A 19,114-nucleotide genomic window follows, 5' to 3' on the forward strand; every position below is an offset into this window, starting at 1 on the left:
CGTTCAATTTTGCATCTTCCAATCTTTTTATTTCTTCGAACAGACTCATCATAAAATCCTTTTATCATTTTACATTTTCATTAAGCCAATATTTGCATGAAGGCCATGCTTCGAAGCGAGCTTTTTTTCTGTTTTTTTGTATTCTATCTAGCTCAACCCATTCCCTATCTCTCCAGTTTCCTATCTTATTTTTTCGATCTAGAGTGAATATTGTTGCTATTGAAAAAAAACGCTGTTCATACTGGACAATATTCTCAACCAAAGCCATCCATTCACGTTTTCTATCCGCTGTGAACACAACATAATGTTTGCTGAAGCCGTACTTTTGTGCAGCCCTATATCTTTGATCGTTACTTAAGTCATCCCACTTCTCCTTAGTCGATAGCGCTTCTCCTTTTATTGAAGGTATACAAAGCTTGGTTGGAACTCGTTCTTCAATTACATGCTCTTTAACCCCATCCCCATCCAAGTCTAGAAAAGCCTCAGAGAGTTTGCTGTAGCCTGTCTCATACTCTTTTTCTTTCTCCGGCCAGGCATTCCGGTAAGCTTCTGTGCCATTATCCCGGTGATAGAGAATCTTTCCGTATTCAATCTGTCGTTTACTGTCCAGCGGCGTAAAAGGCACCAGATTAAAGGGGCTATCACTGAAATCCGGGGTGTGACAAGGCAACAGCTTTTCTTCTGGAATACGATTGATAACCTCCAGAAAAGCTTTGCAGACGTTCCCTTCAATGCCCTCTACAAAATTAGAGCGGTCTCGGGTGATCCGAAAGTTGTCAGATTGTTTGTGTTCTGCCCAGAGGGTGACTGGCAATAAGAAAACCAGGCTAACCGCTGATTTCAGTTTTTTCAGGAGGTACCCGTATCCCAACGTGGAGTAAAAGAGGTTCATCACGACAATCGCTCCATTGTTCGTTGTTCTCTACCCGGATAGCTGCTGGCAACAGCCTGGTGGAGGGAGGAGACAGAACCCAGACCATAGTCGAACTCCAGATTGAGGTTATGGTTACCGGGCCGTAATCCGTTACCGATGATATCGCCAATCAGGGTGTTGTGAATGCCGTTGTCGTTGACAATGCTGTCGGTAGAGAGCGCATACCAGTTACTGTCGTATTCCAGATACCCCTCACCAATCAGGCTGGATGACTGCTCTGGATCGAAATGCGAGTTTTCGGAAGTACCCTGGGTGGTGTGGGTGTCGATGTCGAGGAGGGAGTTGTCTACAGGGCCAGTGTATTCATTAATATTACTCAAGGCACCCTGAGTAATCTCGTCAGTCTTGGTATTAACGTAGTAGGTTTCGCCAGTATCTGGATTGACAAACTCAACAAGCGTTCGTCCCTCGGTTTCAATAACTTTTGAAATATACTGATTATTTTTATGAAATCCGATGATTGATTCACTGGTCTCAGCAGTGCCAAACTGATCATTCAAGCTCAGTGGCTCACTGGTATCCAGAGGTTCTTTCGGTTGAACAGTGACAATAGATGCCTTGCCATTCTCATCAGTTATGGTGATAACTTTCAAGCCGGTGGCGTTGTCAGTTTCAAAACTGAGGTTAATATCTGTCGACTGTAATGGCTCATCGGTTATTGTAATGTTAGGGTCGTTTGAAATAATAAGAGCTGGGTCGTTGGGTGATGTTGTTTGACTTGATGGGTCAACGGTTATTTCAGAGTTGAATGCATCATCCAAAGCATTTGAAATAGTGTCTGCAATGTGTGTAGTGCCTTCAGACCTAACCAGTGAATAGGCACCCAATGCCACGCCTGTCACAGCAGCGGCTATAGCTATAGGCCCAGTTGAACTAACTGCTAAAACAGTAACGACTAAGCCAAGAGTGTCTTGGATAACATTATCACTTATTTTCCCATTTTCAATGTCTTTTGACATTTCAGCCAAAAGAGATGATAGCTGTAGCAAATTTACACCCGGAAGTGATTTGGCTACAGATAATTCTTTCAATGCACTCATAGCTGAGTATAAGTCCACTGCACTTTTGTATTCTTTAACTGAAAAATCGTCACCAGCACTCTCTGCGTAACCTTTGGTAGCATTGGCTATGGCAACTTTAGCATTAAGGCCGCTTAAAATGCTTATTGCAGCTTCAGCATTTGTCATCGCTGACATTATTAATCCCTTTTAATCCTGATGCTAAAACATAAGGATAAAAAAAACAGGATAAAGGCAAAGCACCAGACTTTGTTGCTAACCTTTGTGAAACTATTTTTTACCTTATGTAGTTCTAGCAATTTGTCTTTATTATTCTCTATTTGAGTTATAAATAAACTTAGCCTTGGAAAATTTGGCTCAAGATAGCTAACACAAACAGAGTCACCTCTCTCTAAGCGTCTATTTATGTCTATTCCATTAAAGTGCACACCGGATAAGTTAAAAGTTTTGATTACCCGATCACTTTTGATCTTTAAAATCCAGGAAGCAGAACTCCTTCGACCCTGACTCAAATAAACGCTAATAACAACACCACAGTATTTCTTTTCTGATTTTAAATCATCTAAACTCCTTGTCAGTTTCTCCAAGTTAGTGAAAGCGATTATAAGAAACCCCAATAAAAGCGAGTAGAAAAAAGTTCTACTTACCGATGATTTTGGTAATTTAAAAACAACTTTCATAAGCTATTCAGTCACCTATAACTACTGGTTTAATTGAAAATAGCCTCTACCCTTTTTCTTCACGCCAAACAGCCCACTGTCTGGATAAAGCCTACTTTTCAAAAACCAGACGTAGCCCATGCTCAGTATTGAAAAGACAACGACCAAAGTGGTAAAAACTGGCACTTGCCCTATATCTTTGAATAAGCGGGGGAACTGGATAATGCCAAGGATAAGAAAAGCATTGTAGGCTGTTAAGCTATAGCGATAGAAACCAATAATAAACAGTACAGGCACAGCAATACCGATCAGACCAAAAAGGATAATGTTATGCCCTCCTAACAAGGCCCCCGTATCGAAACCAATCAGTGCTGCGATGCTTGCCTGAACGAACATTACAAGAATAAGCAGGTTATTCATTTTTTCATACTTCTGGCACAAGAAAGGATCAGGCAATGCAGTTACCATTAAGGCCAGTTTTTTCTCTGGTAGGCCGTTATCCTGATATTTTTTGTAAATTTCACTTTTTCCAATACCTTTGTTGAGTAGTTCTTGCATTTCTTGTTTTACTTTTCTCTTCTTCATTCTCTCTACCTGTAACTGAATCAATAAAATAGACTGCCCAGAAAAAGGCTTTACCTTTCCCTGATGCTCTCCTGCTTAAACCTCAAAAGCGGACTCAAAAAGTATTCTATCAATCGCCGCTGCCCGGTTTTAATTTCCACAGCTACACTCATGCCAGGCGACAGATTCACTTTCCTTTTCTCTACCAGCATCCAGTCTTTTTCTATCTGGACATTGGCCAGGTACCGCAATCCTTGCTTTTCATCGGGTACAGCGTCGTCGGAGATATTGATCAGCTCACCCCCAATCAGACCGTATTTGGTGAAGTTGAAGGTGTCGATTTTCACCTCTGCCCGCTGGCCTTCCTGCACAAAGCCGATATCTTTGTTCAGCACCCAGGCTTCAACTTCCATGGTTGCTTCTTTAGGTACGATCTGCATCAGTGCCTGTGCAGGCTGGACGACACCGCCAATAGTGTGGATCTGTAGTTGCTGCACTGTGCCGTCTATGGGCGAAACAATCTTCTGCTGGTCATGCAGTTCCTGGGCCTTGATGCTTTCCTGCTTCAGGCTGGTCAGCTGGCGACGAACCTGCTCCTGTTGATCCAGGCTCTCCCGGCGTTTCTGGGCATGGAGGCTGTGCAGCTGGTTTTGAGTCTCTTCCTGTTCTGCGACCAGCTGCTGAACCGACGCTTTTTGTGCCTTGATATCTTCTTCCAGCTCTATGCGTTGCTGTTCCAGTTCGAGATACTGAACCCTTGAGCCGAAGTTCTTTTTGTAGAGCCCCTCCAGTGCCAGTGTTCGCTCTTCAATGATCGGTAAAATCCGCTGGAGCTTGCTGACGATAGCTTCAATAGTCCGCTGCTCAGCCACTTTAATCTTAAGCTGGCTCTTTAGGGTGTCTGAAGCCGTTAAGTAGTCTTCTATCTGCTGGGCAAGCAACTGTTCTTCAAAAGCCAGTGTTTCCTGTGTCGGCGAGCCACTCGAGTACTGGTCAGCTGGCTTATATTGGGGTACCCGGATACTGTCCGGCTGGTCTTGGGCTGGTTGATCAAGATAACTAACAAACGCCCGTTGTCTGGCCAATTGCAGCTCAAGAGCGATTATTTCTTTTTTCAGCCTGACCAGTTCTGCCTCGGTCACAATGCCAACCAGAGAAACCAGTGGATCGCCAGCTTTCACCTCATCCCCTTCCCGAACGTGAATGGCCTGTACTTCACCTATCACCATCGGCTGAATGGTTTTTACGCGCTCGCCCGGTACGATTTTGCCCTGTGCCGTGGCAACAATATCAATCCTGCCCACGCAAGCCCACACAATGGCTGTTGTGAATAACAGGATGATGGTTTTTACAATTATTCGGCTGGTCGGGTTCGCCGGTGTTTCCTCCACTTCCAGAGCTGCCGGTAGAAATTGGCGTCGTGTATTGTGCAATGCTTCCTGCTTTTCTGTTCTGGACAACAGGAACCTGGTCGCTTTTTCCCAAACTGGTCTGACCATTAGATAGCCTCCCGCAAACCATGTTGATGGGCATTCAGTCGGGCGTAATGTCCGCCTTGCTTAACCAGTTGATCATGAGCGCCTTCTTCCACGATACGTCCTTTTTCCATGACAATGATGCGGTCAGCATCCCGCACAGTTGAAAGACGATGGGCAATAATAAAAACCGTCCTACCCCGGCTGATCCGCTTCATATTCTGTTGGATGATATGCTCGGACTCATAATCCAGCGCACTGGTGGCCTCATCAAATATCAGTATTTTCGGATTGGTCAGTAATGCCCGGGCTATGGCAATACGCTGTTTCTGCCCACCGGAGAGGGAGCTGCCCTGTTCACCAACCTGAGTGTCATAACCTTCAGGCAATTCAAGAATAAAGTCATGGGCACCTGCCAGCTGGGCGGCAGCAGTGACCCGCTCAATAGAAGCACCCGGATCAGCCAGTGCTATGTTGTCGCGTACTGAGCGGTTAAACAGAAAGTTTTCCTGAAGCACCACGCCGACTTGCCTTCTCAACCAGGCGGGCTCGACTAACGCAAGGTCAATGCCATCGACCAATACTCGACCAGACTCAGGCACATAAAGTCGCTGTACCAGTTTGGTAAGTGTGCTTTTTCCTGAACCGGAGCGACCGACAATGCCAATGACTTCACCCGGTTTGACGGCGATGGAGATGCCATTCAAGACAGCAGGACGATCGGGTTGATAGCGGAACGTGACATGTTCAAACTTGACAACACCCTTCAGTGTTGGAAGTGTCGTACGATTTGGGTCATGTCCCGGTTCTGTGGGTGTATTCAGAACATCGCCCAGCCGCTGAACGGAAATACCTGCCTGCTGAAAGTCCTGCCAAAGTTGAACCAGTTTCAAAATAGGTGCACTGACTCTGCCTGCAATCATATTGAAGGCAATCAGCATACCGACCGATAGCTCACCATTGATCACCAGGGTGGCGCCAACCCAGAGAATCAGCACTGTGACTACCTTGTTGATTAGCCCTGCAAACTGGCTGGCAATATTACCCAGGTTCATCGCCCGGAACGTGGCAGAGACATAAGCTGCAAGCTGATCTTCCCAGACTCGTTGCATCTGAGGCTCAACCGCACTGCTTTTAATGGTTTCCATCCCGGTGACAGACTCCACCAGAAAGGACTGGTTTTCTGCGCCTCTCTTGAACTTTTCATTCAATCGGGCACGAAGAACAGGCGTTACTATCAGGGACAGAATGATATAGAAAGGAATAGAGCCGAGAACAATCCAGGTCAGTGTCGGGCTGTAGAAGTACATTACTACAAAGAAAATGATAGTAAACAACAGATCAATACACAGCGTCAGCGCAGAACCGGTAATAAACTCCCGAATTGTATCCAGCTCACGGACACGGGCTACCGTGTCACCGACTCTGCGGGCATGAAAGAAAGCAACGGGCAAGCGGAGCAGGTGATTAAAAAGCCGGGAACCCAGCACCACATCTACCCGATTGGTAGTATGGCTGAACACGTAGTTCCTGAGTCCATTCAGCACAATATCAAAGACTGACAGCACGAGCAGACCAAAAGCCAGTACATCCAGTGTCGTTAGTGCCTGATTGACAAGAACCTTGTCAATAATGACCTGGAAGAACAGAGGCGTAATCAGGGCAAAGAGCTGAATAAAGAAGGATGCCAGCAGCACTTCATAAATCAGTTTTTTATGCTTGAGTATGGCCGGAATAAACCAGCTGAAGTCGAATTTTGCCATTCCCCCTGGTAGCAATGATCGCTTGGTGAATAGAAAGAGTTCACCAGTGAACAGGGTTTCCAGTACATCCAGTGATACCGTTTCAGGCCGGTCTTTCAAAGGGTCCTGGATCAGTGCTTTGCCATCATGAAAGCGGGCAATGATAAAGTAATGGCCATCAGAGTGACGGGCAATGGCGGGTAGAGGCAGATCTTGAAGTTTTTCACACTGAACTTCTGTACGACGTGCCTTGAGCTTTAAAAATTTTGCGGCTCTTAAAAGGTCTATCCCTTCAACAGGTCGATCGGAATCACCAAACTGGTGTTTGATCTGCTCCGGCTGAGCGGCCAATCCATGAAAACGGGCCAGCATCACCAGACAGGTTACGGCTGAATCCGAACTGCGTACACCATCCATCGGTACTGCTCCTGTTTTTCCTATTATTCTGTTTTTCTTTTTCTTCACCAACCTTGGCAGCACTGGTTTTACCGGATCAGCCATTAATACGTCAAGTGACATGTAATACAGAAGGATTAAAATAGCGATAGCGCAGAGCCCCTCTATAACCAACATCTCACAGGCTCAAGGTTGCTGTTTATCAATAAACGCAAAGGAGTAGTGCTTATCGCTGATGAGGTGGTGTCCATCTTGCACAAACTTCAGCATAAAGAGCTGGCCGACAAATACATGCTCAGAATTCTTCGATCACTGACTGACCCTGAGTTATCCAATCTGCTACGACGTTATGGCCAAAAAAGTAGAGGGGTCAGCCGTCACGATAAGATAGCCTTTGTTATGCATGCTGGCATTCCAGTATCCAATATTCTGCTTCGGGATATTTTTGAAGCAACAGACAATCAGGGCCAGCGTAAAGACAGAGTCAAACTGCTGATGGAAGATCTTGGTCTGAACGTTTCTCGACTGGGCACCACCCTTGAGAACAGGGTATCCATATTGATGGAATCGATAAAAAGTAACGCTGAAGCTGAGTTTGAGTTGCTGAGTGTCAGTGGCTTCAAGGAACTTATCGATTCACTGTCTGATACCATTCCACCTGTTCTGGAAAGGCTGCGTGATGAGTTTGAAATTGAAGAAAGTGAAGATCTTGAGCCTGAAAGGCTGAGGGCGCTGGGCATTTCACCTCTGGACATCCTATACGTTTATACCAATGATGAGGTCAAGGCCATCAGAGATGCCATGGGACTGCCCAAACGCAATAATCCGCGTCTAGCCATACTGAACAGCTTTGCCAGTGCTAACGACAAGCTGCTGGAGCATTACGAGTTACTGGCTTCCCGAGATCTAGCGGGGCTCCAGGCAGTGGGTATCAGCATCAAAGAAGCTGAAATCGGTGCGAAGTTTGAGGAAATCACAAAAACCATCTTTGAGCAGCTTGGACTGAAAGTGGATGAAGAGCTCAGAAAGCAAGTCAGTACCAAGAAAGACCGACCGGATGTCATACTCTCCCTCGGCGATGAAGACGTAATTATTGGGGAGGTTAAATCCTACAAGAATGGTGATTTTGCCAAATACTCATCAACATCCAGACAGGTAAAATCTTACGTCAACCGATGTGAAGGCAATGGTAACCGGGTATCCCAGGTATTGATTGTCTCTCCAGGATTCTCGCCGGATTTTATTGAGTCCGCCGAGATGGATACGGAAGTGAATATTTCCCTGTTGGAATCAGCAGGGCTGAAAAAAATTCTGGAAGCGTACAAAGCCAGACGTAAGCCTAAGTTTTCCGCCAGGCTTTTGACCAAGGGTGGGTTGCTGAAATCGGACTTGATTGCTAAATCTATCTGATTACACAGCATTAAACCTCAGCTTCATACTGCGCCAGTTCTGGCGCAGAGCCTTGAATAGCACCTCCCTGGATAAATGCCTTCTGCCCAACACCGACAGACTCCCCCTGTACAGAAATTACAGAGCCATCTCGCAGGCGAACTTGACTAATGCCGTTGCCGTTTTTGGCCATGATGGTTGCGACTGTTCTACCATCTTCCGGGATTAGTGATTTGAACTGCTGCCAGATGTTGGTGGTGGCCATGTTGTTCTCCGCTCAGTAATGACGTTCTAGCTCGATGCTCTGACTGACTTTACCCTGTCTGGTACTGATGCTGGCGGACAGGCATAAAGCTCTCCAGTTGCCCGAAATATCCTGAACCTCTACCAGCTGACCCGGTTCAATCAGCCCGGGCGCAGTTGTGCTCTCTGTAAGAGGCATCTCCAATGTGGTGATACTTTGAAGGCGACTTTTGGCCAGTTCGTTTCTGCCTCGCTCAGTATTCACCTGTGTTTCCGTCAGCCAGTCTTCCAGAATATCCGGCGCTGGTTTATCTCCTCCAGTGCCCTGCCGTTTTACATTGACCGCCACGCCCGCATGGGTGCCTGACACATAGACGGCATTGTATTCCGGCTCTGGCCTCCAGCTGGCACTGAGATTGATGACCATGCTGGCCGGTATTATCTTGTCCATGGTGGCAGTATTCCAGCTCCAGGGACTGGCCGGATAACGGGGTTTAATGTTCAGCTGGTCGGCATCCCTGGAAGGAATGATCACGGCACCTGCTGTGCTGGCCAGTCGAGCGATGACGGTCATGGCGGTTTCGCTCTGGTAGCTGAAGCTGCCGCCAGGGATGATCCAGTCGGGTGTGCTGTAATCATCCAGCTCCGGATAGATTGCAGAGAAGCCGGTATTGGCCAGCTCTTCAGTGATCGCCTGTTTTGCATTGAGGTTGCTGCTGTTGGACTTGCTGCGCTTTGGTGCATAGGGAGCTGCCAGCAATTGTGTACGACTGGTTCCGTAGATGGAGTATTGTTCTTTTCCGAACGCTCTTGAGCCGGTGTAGCGTTCCACAATAAAGACCCACTTCCAGCCATTGATGTCGACTTCGATCTGTTTGGGGCCATCCTGATCGGGTTCCACTAATGCCAGACTGCTGGCTCCCCAAAGCTCACCACTGAGTGCCCAGCTGAAGCTATCAATGTCGAGGCTGATGTCCATGTTGCTCATCTCGATCGGTGTCCTGTCGGGCAGCGTCACCACACTGATGGTGTTCATAAGCAGATAAGTCTCCCTGATCTCTGGTTCTTCGGGTTGTGGCTTTTCGATGACATCAATCTCACCGCCATAGTCACTGTCGACTGTGTCATCTTTGGCTTTTCTGCCGGGTCCCCACGGGATGATGACGGGTTCATCCTGAGTGCGGTTACTGCTGAAGGCTGACTGCTGCAGAGAGTCTCTTGGTTGAATGGCCCTATTGGGAGCACTCTCGCCCAGATTGAAATACACGTCTGGGGTGGTCAATGTTGAGTAACGTTTGGCCGCAAAGGTAAAGTTCAGCAGTGCAGGTGCTGGTACCTGGTAGCCACTGGCGGTGATCTGATGCGCTGCGCCATACTCATCACTGCGATCAAAACGCTCTGTATTCTGCCGATCTATCTGTCTGCCTTGCTGCCACTGTTCAGAACTTTGCTGCTCTCTTGGCTGGATACTCTGCTCCCTGGACTCATCGATGCTGAGTTCTTTGGCAGGCGGTTGCTGCCAGAGAGCCTGTTGCTGACTCTGGAGATCACTGGCTTGCTGGTGACTAATCCTGACTTCTTCCTCCAATTCAGGCACCTTGCCCCAGAACAGTCCGAGCTGTGGAGTTTCCAGAACGGTGCCTTGATGACTACTTTGCTGAACACTGGCCTGAATCGTCATTGAGTGCTGAAACGGTCCTCTGGCAGATACCTGATAGGTGTTGCCTGTCTGCCACTGGCTCTGGCAGGCACTGACGACAGTGGGCGGTGGAATAAAGGCATAGGTGGGCTGTGGATAAAACTCAAAAGGGGAGGCGGGTTGATAAGCCTCCCGGGTAAAGTTGAAGTCTTGAGTCTTCTCAGGAAAGTAGGCCACTTAACTCTCCGGTACGATCTCGGGTGTCACCGGGCCATGGGCCAGAGGCCGAGTGTAGGGCTTGGCTTTGAACTGAGCTGTGCCGATAGCCTGAACACTGTCGTCAAACCACCAGGTGGGTTCGGTACCATCACCTGTACCAGCCACAGTGCAGATATAAACGTAGCCCTGGAAGCTGGCCGGACGGATTACATTGCCCACATCATAGGTGCTGTTGGCCAGCCAGACTTCGCCATAGTCATCCATGGCCACCACAATCATGGCTCCTTCATAGGGGCTGGTGTCCAGGGAGTAACTGCCACTGTTGCTGTCGCTGAGCACACTGTTCAGAACCGCATGTTTTGTTTCCTGGCTGCCATCGACTTCCAGTTGTGCCTGAGTGATGGCAAAGACCCGGCGAGCCACGGGCAGATCGTCTTCCATGACGGTGCCCTGGATGCGGGTGGTGTTGCCGTTTCCCGGGATGATGATGCCGCCACCATTGCCTGAAGAAGGTGGACCGTTGGTGTCGCTCCAAACGACAGTGGTGTCGTCAGTGTTAGTCCACTGCAGTTCTGAGGCAATATTGTTACGGCTGGTGATGATTTTCAGTGGGTTGCCACTGTCTTCAAAGTCCCAATGCCAAACAGTTACATAATCACTGGAGGAAGAAGTGACGGGTGTGGATGAGTTGTTGTAGCCATTGGTCAATGTTGCACTTGCTATGAACAATGCTTTTGCACTGCCCAACTGGGCACCATCATTTCCCAAAATAGCTCTGGTGTAGGCTGAAAAAGTATTAGCTTTGGTATTGGCATATAAGGACAGAATGTTTTGGCTAGTTCCGTTGATAAAAATTCTAACTCTATTCGATGCGGTATTTTGCGAAGGACTCACTGTCACAACCACTTCAAAGAGTTCATCAAAGGGAACACTGCCTTCAGAATACCCTCGATAGGAAAGCCCACCGTTGTTATAGCAAGTGACTTTTACTGATCCACTGTCTACCCAGATCAGGGTCTGGTAACCGGTGCCCGTTGCACTACTCGAGTCCGAATAAATTCTGAGAAGCGGGACGTATTGATCTGCTTGACTGGCACTGACTTGTATCAGTGCATGAAAGTACATTTCTCTGCCTGGATAAAATCCGGTACTGTCATTCCAGCCGTTTGTTGCAGGACTCTCCAGCCTTCCCTGAACGTTCTCTTCAGAAAACCATATACCGGCCATCAGTCAGCATCCCCCCGAATCTGCAGTGTGAACTGATCACTGGTTTCGGTGCCCTGTCCAGCCAGCACAGTTCGACAAATCCACACCGGAGCCAGACAGCCGTCTGTATCAAAACGAATAACATTGCCCACAGCCCATCCGGTTCCCCAACCCTCAGCTTTGATGGTGAAGTAGGGTGTACCGGTTTCCGGATTAATGGGTGCAGCATCAGTAGCAGTCGTGGCCGTATCAATAATCCCGAGCTTCTCTTCCACAATCTGGAAGGCGGAGCCGGACGTGAAAATAATCGCCCACTTGCCGAAGATGGCTCCCTTGTTGGTCACCACCAATGGATAGTTAATGGTGTTGTACTGGGCAGTGGTGTTATCGCCGATGCGCTCATCGGTCCAGTTGGGATCGCCACCGTCCCAGACTTTCTGACTGAAGAAATTGTGAACCCTGGCTTGCAAGTCACCATAAACCACGGCGCTGCTGACTTGGGTTTCATTGGCTGGTAAGCCCCAGGGGACCGGAGCGATGATGGTGATCTCGCCATTGATTTGCACGTCGCTGGCCACGCTCATATGCTCGACCCGGTCTTTAATGGTAAACGGCGCTGTCAGACTGTTGCTCTCGATATCCTGGAGCAGCAGTGGATCAGCAAAGGTGACGGTGCCCGCTTCACGATCCGTCGTGTATTGGGCTGGATCGAGGGCTTGGCCCTGACTGTCCTCCACAGTGATCTCTGCCTGATGATCACGGTTTAGAGTGACCAGCTGGCCCGCTGTAGGTGTGCCTGCATCGGCATTCTGGGTGTGGCTGATGACCACAATATCCCCCGGCCGATAAATCGGCACCTGGCCATCGGGTGGCAGACGTACCGGGTCCAGACCGATCAGCTCGGCATCCAGTGGCAGGCTGGTTTCCACTATGCAGTTGTAGCGCACACTTTGAGGGATGACATAGATAGGATCGGTGCCGTTTGTGAAGGTCAGCTCGCACCAGCCGGTGGTGGCATCCATGGAGCCCTGAACCTCTGAGGTGTTGATATCGCCGTTAAAGTCTGCGGTGGCGGTGATGATCTCGGCATTATCCACCCGCACTGCAGTGAGCTGAAGGCTTCCGGTCCGGATGGGTGCACCTGGTGTTCTAAAGGCGACCGCATCGACTTTAAAGCCACCGGAGATGGTGGCAGCCGCCTGCACTGTTGCCGTGTTGACGGTACCCGAGGGATAGACGGCCAGTGTCGCCACGCCTCCGGTGTAATCTATTGTTCCCACAGATGCTCCGGCATTCGTCTGACTGCTGACGTTTTTGTACAGCACACCGTCTCGATCAAAGTAGAGCTCACCGTTCCATTCCAGAATGACACTGCCGGGCAGCAGTGGATCTTCAATCAGAGACAGCAGGTCGATGGTCAGCTCTGGCGTACTCAGGGTATCGGTATTCGGCTGATGGCTGAGGCTGTTGCTCTGGGCCTTGCTGGTCACTGTGCTGCCTGAGAAAACTTCGGTCTTGGTGGTGTTGGTGTAACTCAGTCGGTATTTGTAGACCTCTTTTCTGAGTGTGTATTCTGGGTAGCTGTAGTTCTCTGTCGCCTGAAGAGTGAAGTCACCGGTCTGGTAATCAATCGTACCGGCAATATCACTCCAGTTACCGCTACCATCGTCAGTGTAACTTTTAAATCGCTGAGACGTGGTCTGGTAAGTGGTGTAGTCACTGCTGCGACTGCTGGCATGCTGTGGCACATTACTTTGTCGATCCACCGAAAACTGAACCTGAACGGAGCCTGGCAAGAGAGGCGCACCGGCAATGGTGCCGGTTATTAAACCTGAACCATCTACTGCCACATCCACAATACCACCGGCCACTGCGCCTTCTTCGTACTGAATCTCGATCTCGGTGCCCTGGTCTGGCAAGGCATTCAACACAAAGCCCAGCTCACCCGGGGCATAGTAGACACTGCCTGAGCCATCGCCCGTCAACAGGCCGTTGCCCTGATCGGTCAGGGTCTTGGTTTGCTCACTGGCCAGATAGGTGATGACGACACTGCCCGGCTTGATACCTGGCTTCGCAGTGGTGTGCCGAAACGAAAATTTATCCACCGCCACCGAGCCAGTTCGCAGAGTGATTTCGTCATCCGCCTGGGCGATATAACTGAACACCAGCTTGCTGTCGGGATCGGGCAAACCGTCGAGAGTTACCGCCACGCTGCCAGTGCTGAAGTCCATAGTGCCCGAACCTGAACCAGCCAGCAGGCCATTGCCCGGATCGCTCAGGTCTTGCCACTTGCCCAGAGAGATATAGCTGACCACCAGAGTGCCGGGCTTGGGCTTGGCCTCAGCAAAGTTGAAGGTGTAGTTAAAGCCACGGTTCTGGGCAGTGATGTCCAGGGTGCCACTGATGGTGGCTCCGGTGATGCCAGTGGCAGGCTGGTATAGTGCAGTGGCCGTACTGGTATAGTAACTGCTGTTTCGCCAGACGTTCAGCTCACCACTTTCATAGTCAATGGTCAGGTTACTGTAGTTATTGGACCCGCTTTTGTGTACCAGCTGGCCGGTCTTGTCGTCTTCAAAGGTGCCGCCTTCTAACGACAGAGTCACGGTTCCTGGCAGTGCTCCCGTCTGCAGAAAGGCCCGGCTCTGGTTGCCAGAAAGATGCACAAAAGAGAGGCTGACATTGCGTTGTGCGGCAGAGGTGGCCACCATCCTTTTGGCGGTGTAGCCCCCGTACTGATCCACCACAGGACTTTCAACCCGGGCACTCGGCACCAGAGGTGAATAAACGCTGTTGACCTTCAGGGTCAGATCGCCCTGGCTAATGGCTGCTTTGGTTGGCTGGATGCCGTAGTAGCGAGAAGTGTCTGCAATCTGGGTCGACTGAACTGAGGTCTTCGCTTCGCTGGCTCCCTGGCGATCCACAGGCATAACGGTCCCTGCTGGTGTGGCAGTGCCGCCTGGAAAACGATCTATCAGTGCCACACTGATCTCCATATCCAGCCGCCGACGATCAAAGTCGATATAGCTGCCTGCGCTGTAGGCATAGGTGAAGGTTTCGATGCGGTGTTCCACTTTGGTGATGCGGACGTACTGCTCTTTTTTACTGTCACTGTTGTACAGTCGATAAACTTCACCAATTTCCGGCAGGGCTTTTTCTTCTCGCTGAATGCCGACAATGCTGCGCTGACCTACCAGCTGATCACCCAGCAGTTCAAAGCTGGCTGATGTGCCCGGCACCACATAGGCTTCGATCCTATCACGGGCGGCATTGCGCTCATCGGTCTGGCTGTCGGTGTTGAACAACAGCACACTGACATTGTCGTCATCCGGTGCGTCGGTGAGGATGATATGACTGCCGAGATAGGCGTCGTTGTTGTCGGTGCTGATGCCTATGTAGGCTTTTCGCAGGGCGACGTCACCGATGGTGCGGTCAATCCGGGAGATGTCCTGGAACAGGTTATTCACATTACCGTCGATCACTACAGTGCCAGTGGCCCGCCCGCCTCCGTCTTGCTCGTCAGTGAGACGCTGGCTTTCAAAGAGTTTTACGTCATCGTTGTTAATGGGCATAAAAATTCCTTTTCTTTAGACGAAAAAAAACCACCCTCAAGAGTGGTTTTTATGTTGAAGAAGGATTAAACAAGAATTCAGTTACCAGTACGGAGAGCCTTCCAAGTCAACTCCTTGCATTCTTATACGCATGGACGTAGTCTGCGTGATAACTTTATTTTCAAGCAAAAATGTTATCACTTCTTCTGAGTTCTTATTGGATAAAGATTCCAGAGAAAGCCCTTTACCTTTCATCCGATTAACAATTGATTTGTACCACCTCACATCAACGCGAGCCCTTTCTTCGTCTGCATCCGAATTAGGATTTAACCTTGCCTCTGCTAAAGCAGTGTTGATTTCTTCCAGTTCTCTTTCCAACAACGATTTATCTGAAACAGATGTTGCAGTTGGCTGCAAGTTACTCTTTTTGGACTCTGGAGCTTCTTGTTTGGTTTCTTCTGGTTTTCTTTTGCAGGCTTTTTCAACTTTTCGAGATTCCCAAGAAGCATCATTTTCAGGCGCTTCAGACTTCTCGGGTTCAGAAAATGTAACCGACTTTCCCTCTGTTTTCCTTATATCCATCAGCTGACTTCCTTGTTCTGCTAGTTCTGACAGTATAGTTGTCGAGATAACCATTTCATGTGCCTTGAACTACCAATAATCGAAGAGAGAGCTGATAAAAATGATGGTCATCAGGATATGCAGAAGGTAGAACCTGCCTTGCTTCAATTGGGCTACCGTTAGTTCGGTCAAAAATGACAGTAAATTGACGCCCATCAGGAAGTTTCAGAAGCATGCTTTTATTGGCTAATTCACTGAGAGACTGCAGTTCAACGACTGTTGAACGATCTACCCAACCGGCGTCCAAACCTCCCGATAACTCTATGGGTCTACCCGATTGTTTTGACTGCTCCTGAACCAGCAAGCCTCCGGTCAGGCTGCGATCCTGGCTCTGCTCCACAGGGTTCCAGTCGAACTCATTAATCCATAACAAATCGTCAGGCAGTGTGATGGTATCCAGTGTCATCAGGCAGACCTCATTCCGGCATTTTTCAGAGCTTCCAGCAGTCGTCTTTCATCACCCGGCTTAACGCCAACATCCACCTGACCTCCCGGGTATTCCAGACGAATGACTTTCTCTGGTGATCTACTTTGGGTGGGTTGCCTTTGGGTTTGAATACGTGATTTTTCCTGTTGAGCTTGCTGCTCCCTTTGCTTTTGTACTTTCTCTTGTTGCTGAAGCTGATACTGTCGCTGCTTCTCGGCCCGGATCGATTGATTGAGCGAGAGCGCCTTCTGCAGGTTGCTCACCGCCTGAGAGTCACCGTCCTGTTTGGCGATGGCCAGCTCCAGTTCGAGGTCTTTCTTTCGGGCTTCATAGCGGCGTTGCTCGATATCGCCCTGCCTACCCTGAAGGCGATCCAGTTCATCCTGAAGGCTGTCCAGTGTGCCTTGGGTGCTGTCTGACAGCCGTTGCATACTGTCGTTGGCTTGTTCGATGGCTTGATTCAAACGATCCAGGTCTTGCTGGTTGAGCAGGTTCAGTTTGTCAGCCAGGTATTGACCATCGCTGGCCATCTGTTGGGCCGACACAGAGCCGTTTTCATAGCTCTGCACCAGGTCTTCCAGGGCGATCTTCTGCTCATAAAATTCAGCTCTTACTGAAGCGGCATTGGTCGCTGTATCCTTCATCCAGTGTCCGATGCCGGTGGTATCCAGTCCGACATTGGCGGTGGCCAGAGCCTGGACTTCCTCTTTGGTTTCAGCCAGTGTCGCTTTCAGCTGTCCCAGCTCACCCAGAGTGTCAGTGGTATCGATCTGAGTAGCGCCTTGCATGTTGAGGAAAGTGTCTTCTGCCTGGGCGCTCAGACCGTAGAGTTCGGAGGTGATGTTGTTGTAAAAACCCACTAAACCATTGAGTGTGCCGGATGCACGTTCTGCCCCCTGTGCTTGTTTATCTCCAGCCTCATTCACGGCATCGCCCAATGACCGGGCTGCATCTGCAGCTGAGTTGGCACCGTCTTCCAGCTCGGCCAGTTTCTCTCTGCTGGCTGCCAGTGCTTCGTTGTATTGCTCCTGGGTCAGGGTACCGTCAGAGAAGGCTTGAGACAGTTTCACGGCCAGATCAGCCAGCTCTGTGCGGGTTTCAGCAGCATTGATCTGCTTCAGGGCATCGGCGGCATCGGTTAAGGCTTTCTTGGCGGTCTGGCCGGATTGGACATAGACCGAGTTGAGTTTGACGACGTCTTGCTCAACGGACGCTGTCGTTTTCTGGCTTTCATTACGGATAGCTTGCTGGGTACTTTGACTGGATTGAACAATAGCCTCACCCAGTGACTGCCAGCTGTGGTTAATGTCCTGCACATCTTCTTTCACCGCTTCCCTGAAACCCGCCGACACCGCTTTCAGCGACTCACCAAAGGACTGAAGTTTTTGGGCCGACTCTGTCGCACCTAATGCATTCAACAGACTGCCCATCCCTCGGGAAACGGATGAAATAACTTCGCTGAACACCAGTCCAAAAGACTTAACGGCCAGGGTAAAGCCATTAAACAGCAACTGGACAGCATTACCCGTCAGAGTGAAGGTGTTGTTGAGACTGGCCAGTGTGGAAGCAATACGCTGGCTGGCAGACTGAATGCTGGCTACCACTTCTTCAAACGTCAGCCCGGTAAAGTTGGCCTTGATCGCCTCACCCATCTGCACAAACGCATCACTGATAGACTGAGCCAGTCGAGACAGACGACCATCTTCAGACATAATACTGATCTGGTCCGAAAGGCTTTTGAGCTGATCCTTGGCATAAGACAATGCGCCACTCTGGGCCACTTCATCCAGAAAGTTCTGCCAGCTGTCTTTCAGGTTGCTGACGTAACCGGACAACAGGGACATATTCTCAGCGGCAGCCCCGGCAGAGCTCTTGCCAATTTCCTCGATCAGCAGGGCAATGCTATCCCGACCCAGTTTGCCCGCTGTGGAGAGCTTCTGCAGTTCCTGAACATTTTTACCAGTGGCTTTTTCCAGCAACTCCCAAACCGGAACACCCCGCTCTACCAGTTGCAGAATCTCTTCGCCCTGCAACTTCTGCTTGGCCCAGGCCTGCCCAACCGCCAGGGAAATCCCATTCAGACGCTCCATGCCACCGCCCAGCTTGGAAGCCTGATCCACCATGGCCTGCATACTGCCGTCCATGGGATCAAGACCGAACGCCTTTAGTCGTACAAAAGCCTCCGCCACCTGCTCCAGTTGATAAGGCGTCTCACGGGTAAACTGCTTGATCCACTGAATGGCCCGCTCACCCTCAGCCACCGAGCCCATCACGGCATTGAGCTGTACCCGCAGACGCTCAAACTGATCACCTGTGGCAAGCAGTCCCTGAATGGCCCGTTTGATGGTATATAAGCCAACACTGGCCGCCACCAGAGCGCCCAACCGCTGCGACAAACGCCCCATACTACCAGATGCCCGATCTGCATCTCGGGCTAACTGCATGAAGCCGGAACGTTTGAAGGAGTGAGTAGAACTCTTGGCTTTGGCATCCACTTTCTGCAAAGCAGAAGCCGTCTCTTTCAGCTCCTTTTGCAGACGCTGCTGCTGAACAGACAGATTCTTATTGGAAAGCCCTGCCTGCTCCAAACTGCCGCGCAGCTCAGATAACTTCTGGCGCTGAGCCTTGTAAGAACGGCTGGCTGACACCACGGATTTACGAGCGGACTCCAGAGAACGCTTAAGAGACCGGGAAGGCTTCTCAGCCTGTTGAAACTCCCTGGCCAGTTTCTCAACCCTGGCTTCCGCTTCCCGGTAAGCTTTGCCTGTATCTAGAACGGCTGCTGTCTGTTTTTGGAAAGACGACAGAAGACGATCTTGCTTCTGCAAATCAGACAGTTTTTGTTTGAGGGTTTGGGCTTCTTTGCGGAGGGATTCGAGGGAGGTTGCTGACTGGTAGACGGTTTTGGATAGGGAGTCTTTGGCTTTTAGTACCAGCCGAAGGGCGGATTCCTTGATGGAAGACATAGTCCACTCCCTGAGTCAAACGCAATAAAGTTAACAGCTAGAATAAAAATGGTCTAATATAAGACCT

Annotated in this window: 13 protein-coding genes; 1 reads left to right on the forward strand and 12 read right to left on the reverse strand. The window is 49.7% G+C overall.

Annotation, left to right across the window (positions count from 1 at the left end):
- Positions 1 to 64 precede the first annotated feature (64 nt).
- The 5 genes from ACO6VG_RS02475 to ACO6VG_RS02495 all read right to left on the reverse strand — a co-directional run bounded on the left by ACO6VG_RS02475 (position 65) and on the right by ACO6VG_RS02495 (position 6,810).
- Complete coding sequence (locus tag ACO6VG_RS02475) at positions 65 to 895, reverse strand: hypothetical protein (protein ID WP_422136765.1); 831 nt, start codon at positions 893 to 895, stop codon at positions 65 to 67.
- A complete protein-coding gene (locus tag ACO6VG_RS02480) occupies positions 892 to 2,130 on the reverse strand; it encodes a hypothetical protein (RefSeq protein ID WP_422472536.1) in 1,239 nt (412 codons plus the stop codon). The genes ACO6VG_RS02475 and ACO6VG_RS02480 overlap by 4 nt, the downstream gene beginning before the upstream one ends.
- 524 nt (positions 2,131 to 2,654) lie before the next feature.
- Complete coding sequence (locus tag ACO6VG_RS02485; protein ID WP_422472538.1) at positions 2,655 to 3,197, reverse strand: hypothetical protein; 543 nt, start codon at positions 3,195 to 3,197, stop codon at positions 2,655 to 2,657.
- A 50-nt stretch (positions 3,198 to 3,247) separates the two neighbouring features.
- Positions 3,248 to 4,675 carry an HlyD family type I secretion periplasmic adaptor subunit gene (locus ACO6VG_RS02490; RefSeq protein ID WP_422472540.1) on the reverse strand — a complete coding sequence of 476 codons (1,428 nt, stop codon included), beginning with the start codon at positions 4,673 to 4,675 and terminating at the stop codon, positions 3,248 to 3,250.
- The gene (locus tag ACO6VG_RS02495) at positions 4,675 to 6,810 is read right to left on the reverse strand and encodes a type I secretion system permease/ATPase (RefSeq protein WP_422135475.1); all 2,136 of its coding nucleotides are present in this window, start codon (positions 6,808 to 6,810) and stop codon (positions 4,675 to 4,677) included. Before ACO6VG_RS02495 ends, ACO6VG_RS02490 begins: the two co-directional genes overlap by 1 nt.
- Positions 6,811 to 7,041: 231 nt before the next feature.
- On the opposite strand from ACO6VG_RS02495, the gene ACO6VG_RS02500 reads away from it, so the two are divergent.
- The gene (locus tag ACO6VG_RS02500) at positions 7,042 to 8,199 is read left to right on the forward strand and encodes a hypothetical protein (RefSeq protein WP_422472542.1); all 1,158 of its coding nucleotides are present in this window, start codon (positions 7,042 to 7,044) and stop codon (positions 8,197 to 8,199) included.
- Between the two features lie 10 nt (positions 8,200 to 8,209).
- On the opposite strand, the gene ACO6VG_RS02505 is transcribed toward ACO6VG_RS02500, so the two are convergent.
- The 7 genes from ACO6VG_RS02505 to ACO6VG_RS02535 all read right to left on the reverse strand — a co-directional run bounded on the left by ACO6VG_RS02505 (position 8,210) and on the right by ACO6VG_RS02535 (position 19,047).
- Positions 8,210 to 8,443, reverse strand: a complete 234-nt coding sequence (locus ACO6VG_RS02505; protein WP_422135477.1) for a hypothetical protein — start codon at positions 8,441 to 8,443, stop codon at positions 8,210 to 8,212.
- A gap of 12 nt (positions 8,444 to 8,455) precedes the next feature.
- Complete coding sequence (locus ACO6VG_RS02510; protein ID WP_422472544.1) at positions 8,456 to 10,297, reverse strand: hypothetical protein; 1,842 nt, start codon at positions 10,295 to 10,297, stop codon at positions 8,456 to 8,458.
- Entirely contained in the window at positions 10,298 to 11,506 is a 1,209-nt protein-coding gene (locus ACO6VG_RS02515) for a hypothetical protein (RefSeq protein WP_422472546.1), read from the reverse strand. It abuts the gene before it with no gap.
- Positions 11,506 to 15,054 carry a hypothetical protein gene (locus ACO6VG_RS02520; RefSeq protein ID WP_422472548.1) on the reverse strand — a complete coding sequence of 1,183 codons (3,549 nt, stop codon included), beginning with the start codon at positions 15,052 to 15,054 and terminating at the stop codon, positions 11,506 to 11,508. The genes ACO6VG_RS02515 and ACO6VG_RS02520 overlap by 1 nt, the downstream gene beginning before the upstream one ends.
- Positions 15,055 to 15,135: 81 nt before the next feature.
- On the reverse strand, positions 15,136 to 15,615 hold the full coding sequence (locus ACO6VG_RS02525; protein ID WP_422472550.1) for a hypothetical protein: 480 nt from the start codon (positions 15,613 to 15,615) through the stop codon (positions 15,136 to 15,138).
- 55 nt (positions 15,616 to 15,670) lie between these two features.
- On the reverse strand, positions 15,671 to 16,060 hold the full coding sequence (locus tag ACO6VG_RS02530; RefSeq protein ID WP_422137693.1) for a hypothetical protein: 390 nt from the start codon (positions 16,058 to 16,060) through the stop codon (positions 15,671 to 15,673).
- Positions 16,060 to 19,047 carry a tape measure protein gene (locus tag ACO6VG_RS02535; protein ID WP_422472552.1) on the reverse strand — a complete coding sequence of 996 codons (2,988 nt, stop codon included), beginning with the start codon at positions 19,045 to 19,047 and terminating at the stop codon, positions 16,060 to 16,062. The genes ACO6VG_RS02530 and ACO6VG_RS02535 overlap by 1 nt, the downstream gene beginning before the upstream one ends.
- Between the last annotated feature and the right edge of the window lie 67 nt (positions 19,048 to 19,114).

This window comes from Endozoicomonas sp. ALB032 (assembly GCF_049310125.1).
Classification (GTDB): domain Bacteria; phylum Pseudomonadota; class Gammaproteobacteria; order Pseudomonadales; family Endozoicomonadaceae; genus Endozoicomonas_A.

Excerpts from the sequence above, each read along its gene's own strand:
- ACO6VG_RS02490 (WP_422472540.1), bottom strand. The coding sequence starts at position 4,675 with ATGGTCAGACCAGTTTGGGAAAAAGCGACCAGGTTCCTGTTGTCCAGA.
- ACO6VG_RS02515 (WP_422472546.1), bottom strand. The coding sequence starts at position 11,506 with ATGGCCGGTATATGGTTTTCTGAAGAGAACGTTCAGGGAAGGCTGGAG.
- ACO6VG_RS02480 (WP_422472536.1), bottom strand. The coding sequence starts at position 2,130 with ATGTCAGCGATGACAAATGCTGAAGCTGCAATAAGCATTTTAAGCGGC.
- ACO6VG_RS02520 (WP_422472548.1), bottom strand. The coding sequence starts at position 15,054 with ATGCCCATTAACAACGATGACGTAAAACTCTTTGAAAGCCAGCGTCTC.
- ACO6VG_RS02535 (WP_422472552.1), bottom strand. The coding sequence starts at position 19,047 with ATGTCTTCCATCAAGGAATCCGCCCTTCGGCTGGTACTAAAAGCCAAA.
- ACO6VG_RS02530 (WP_422137693.1), bottom strand. The coding sequence starts at position 16,060 with ATGACACTGGATACCATCACACTGCCTGACGATTTGTTATGGATTAAT.
- ACO6VG_RS02485 (WP_422472538.1), bottom strand. The coding sequence starts at position 3,197 with ATGAAGAAGAGAAAAGTAAAACAAGAAATGCAAGAACTACTCAACAAA.
- ACO6VG_RS02505 (WP_422135477.1), bottom strand. The coding sequence starts at position 8,443 with ATGGCCACCACCAACATCTGGCAGCAGTTCAAATCACTAATCCCGGAA.
- ACO6VG_RS02495 (WP_422135475.1), bottom strand. The coding sequence starts at position 6,810 with ATGGATGGTGTACGCAGTTCGGATTCAGCCGTAACCTGTCTGGTGATG.
- ACO6VG_RS02525 (WP_422472550.1), bottom strand. The coding sequence starts at position 15,615 with ATGGATATAAGGAAAACAGAGGGAAAGTCGGTTACATTTTCTGAACCC.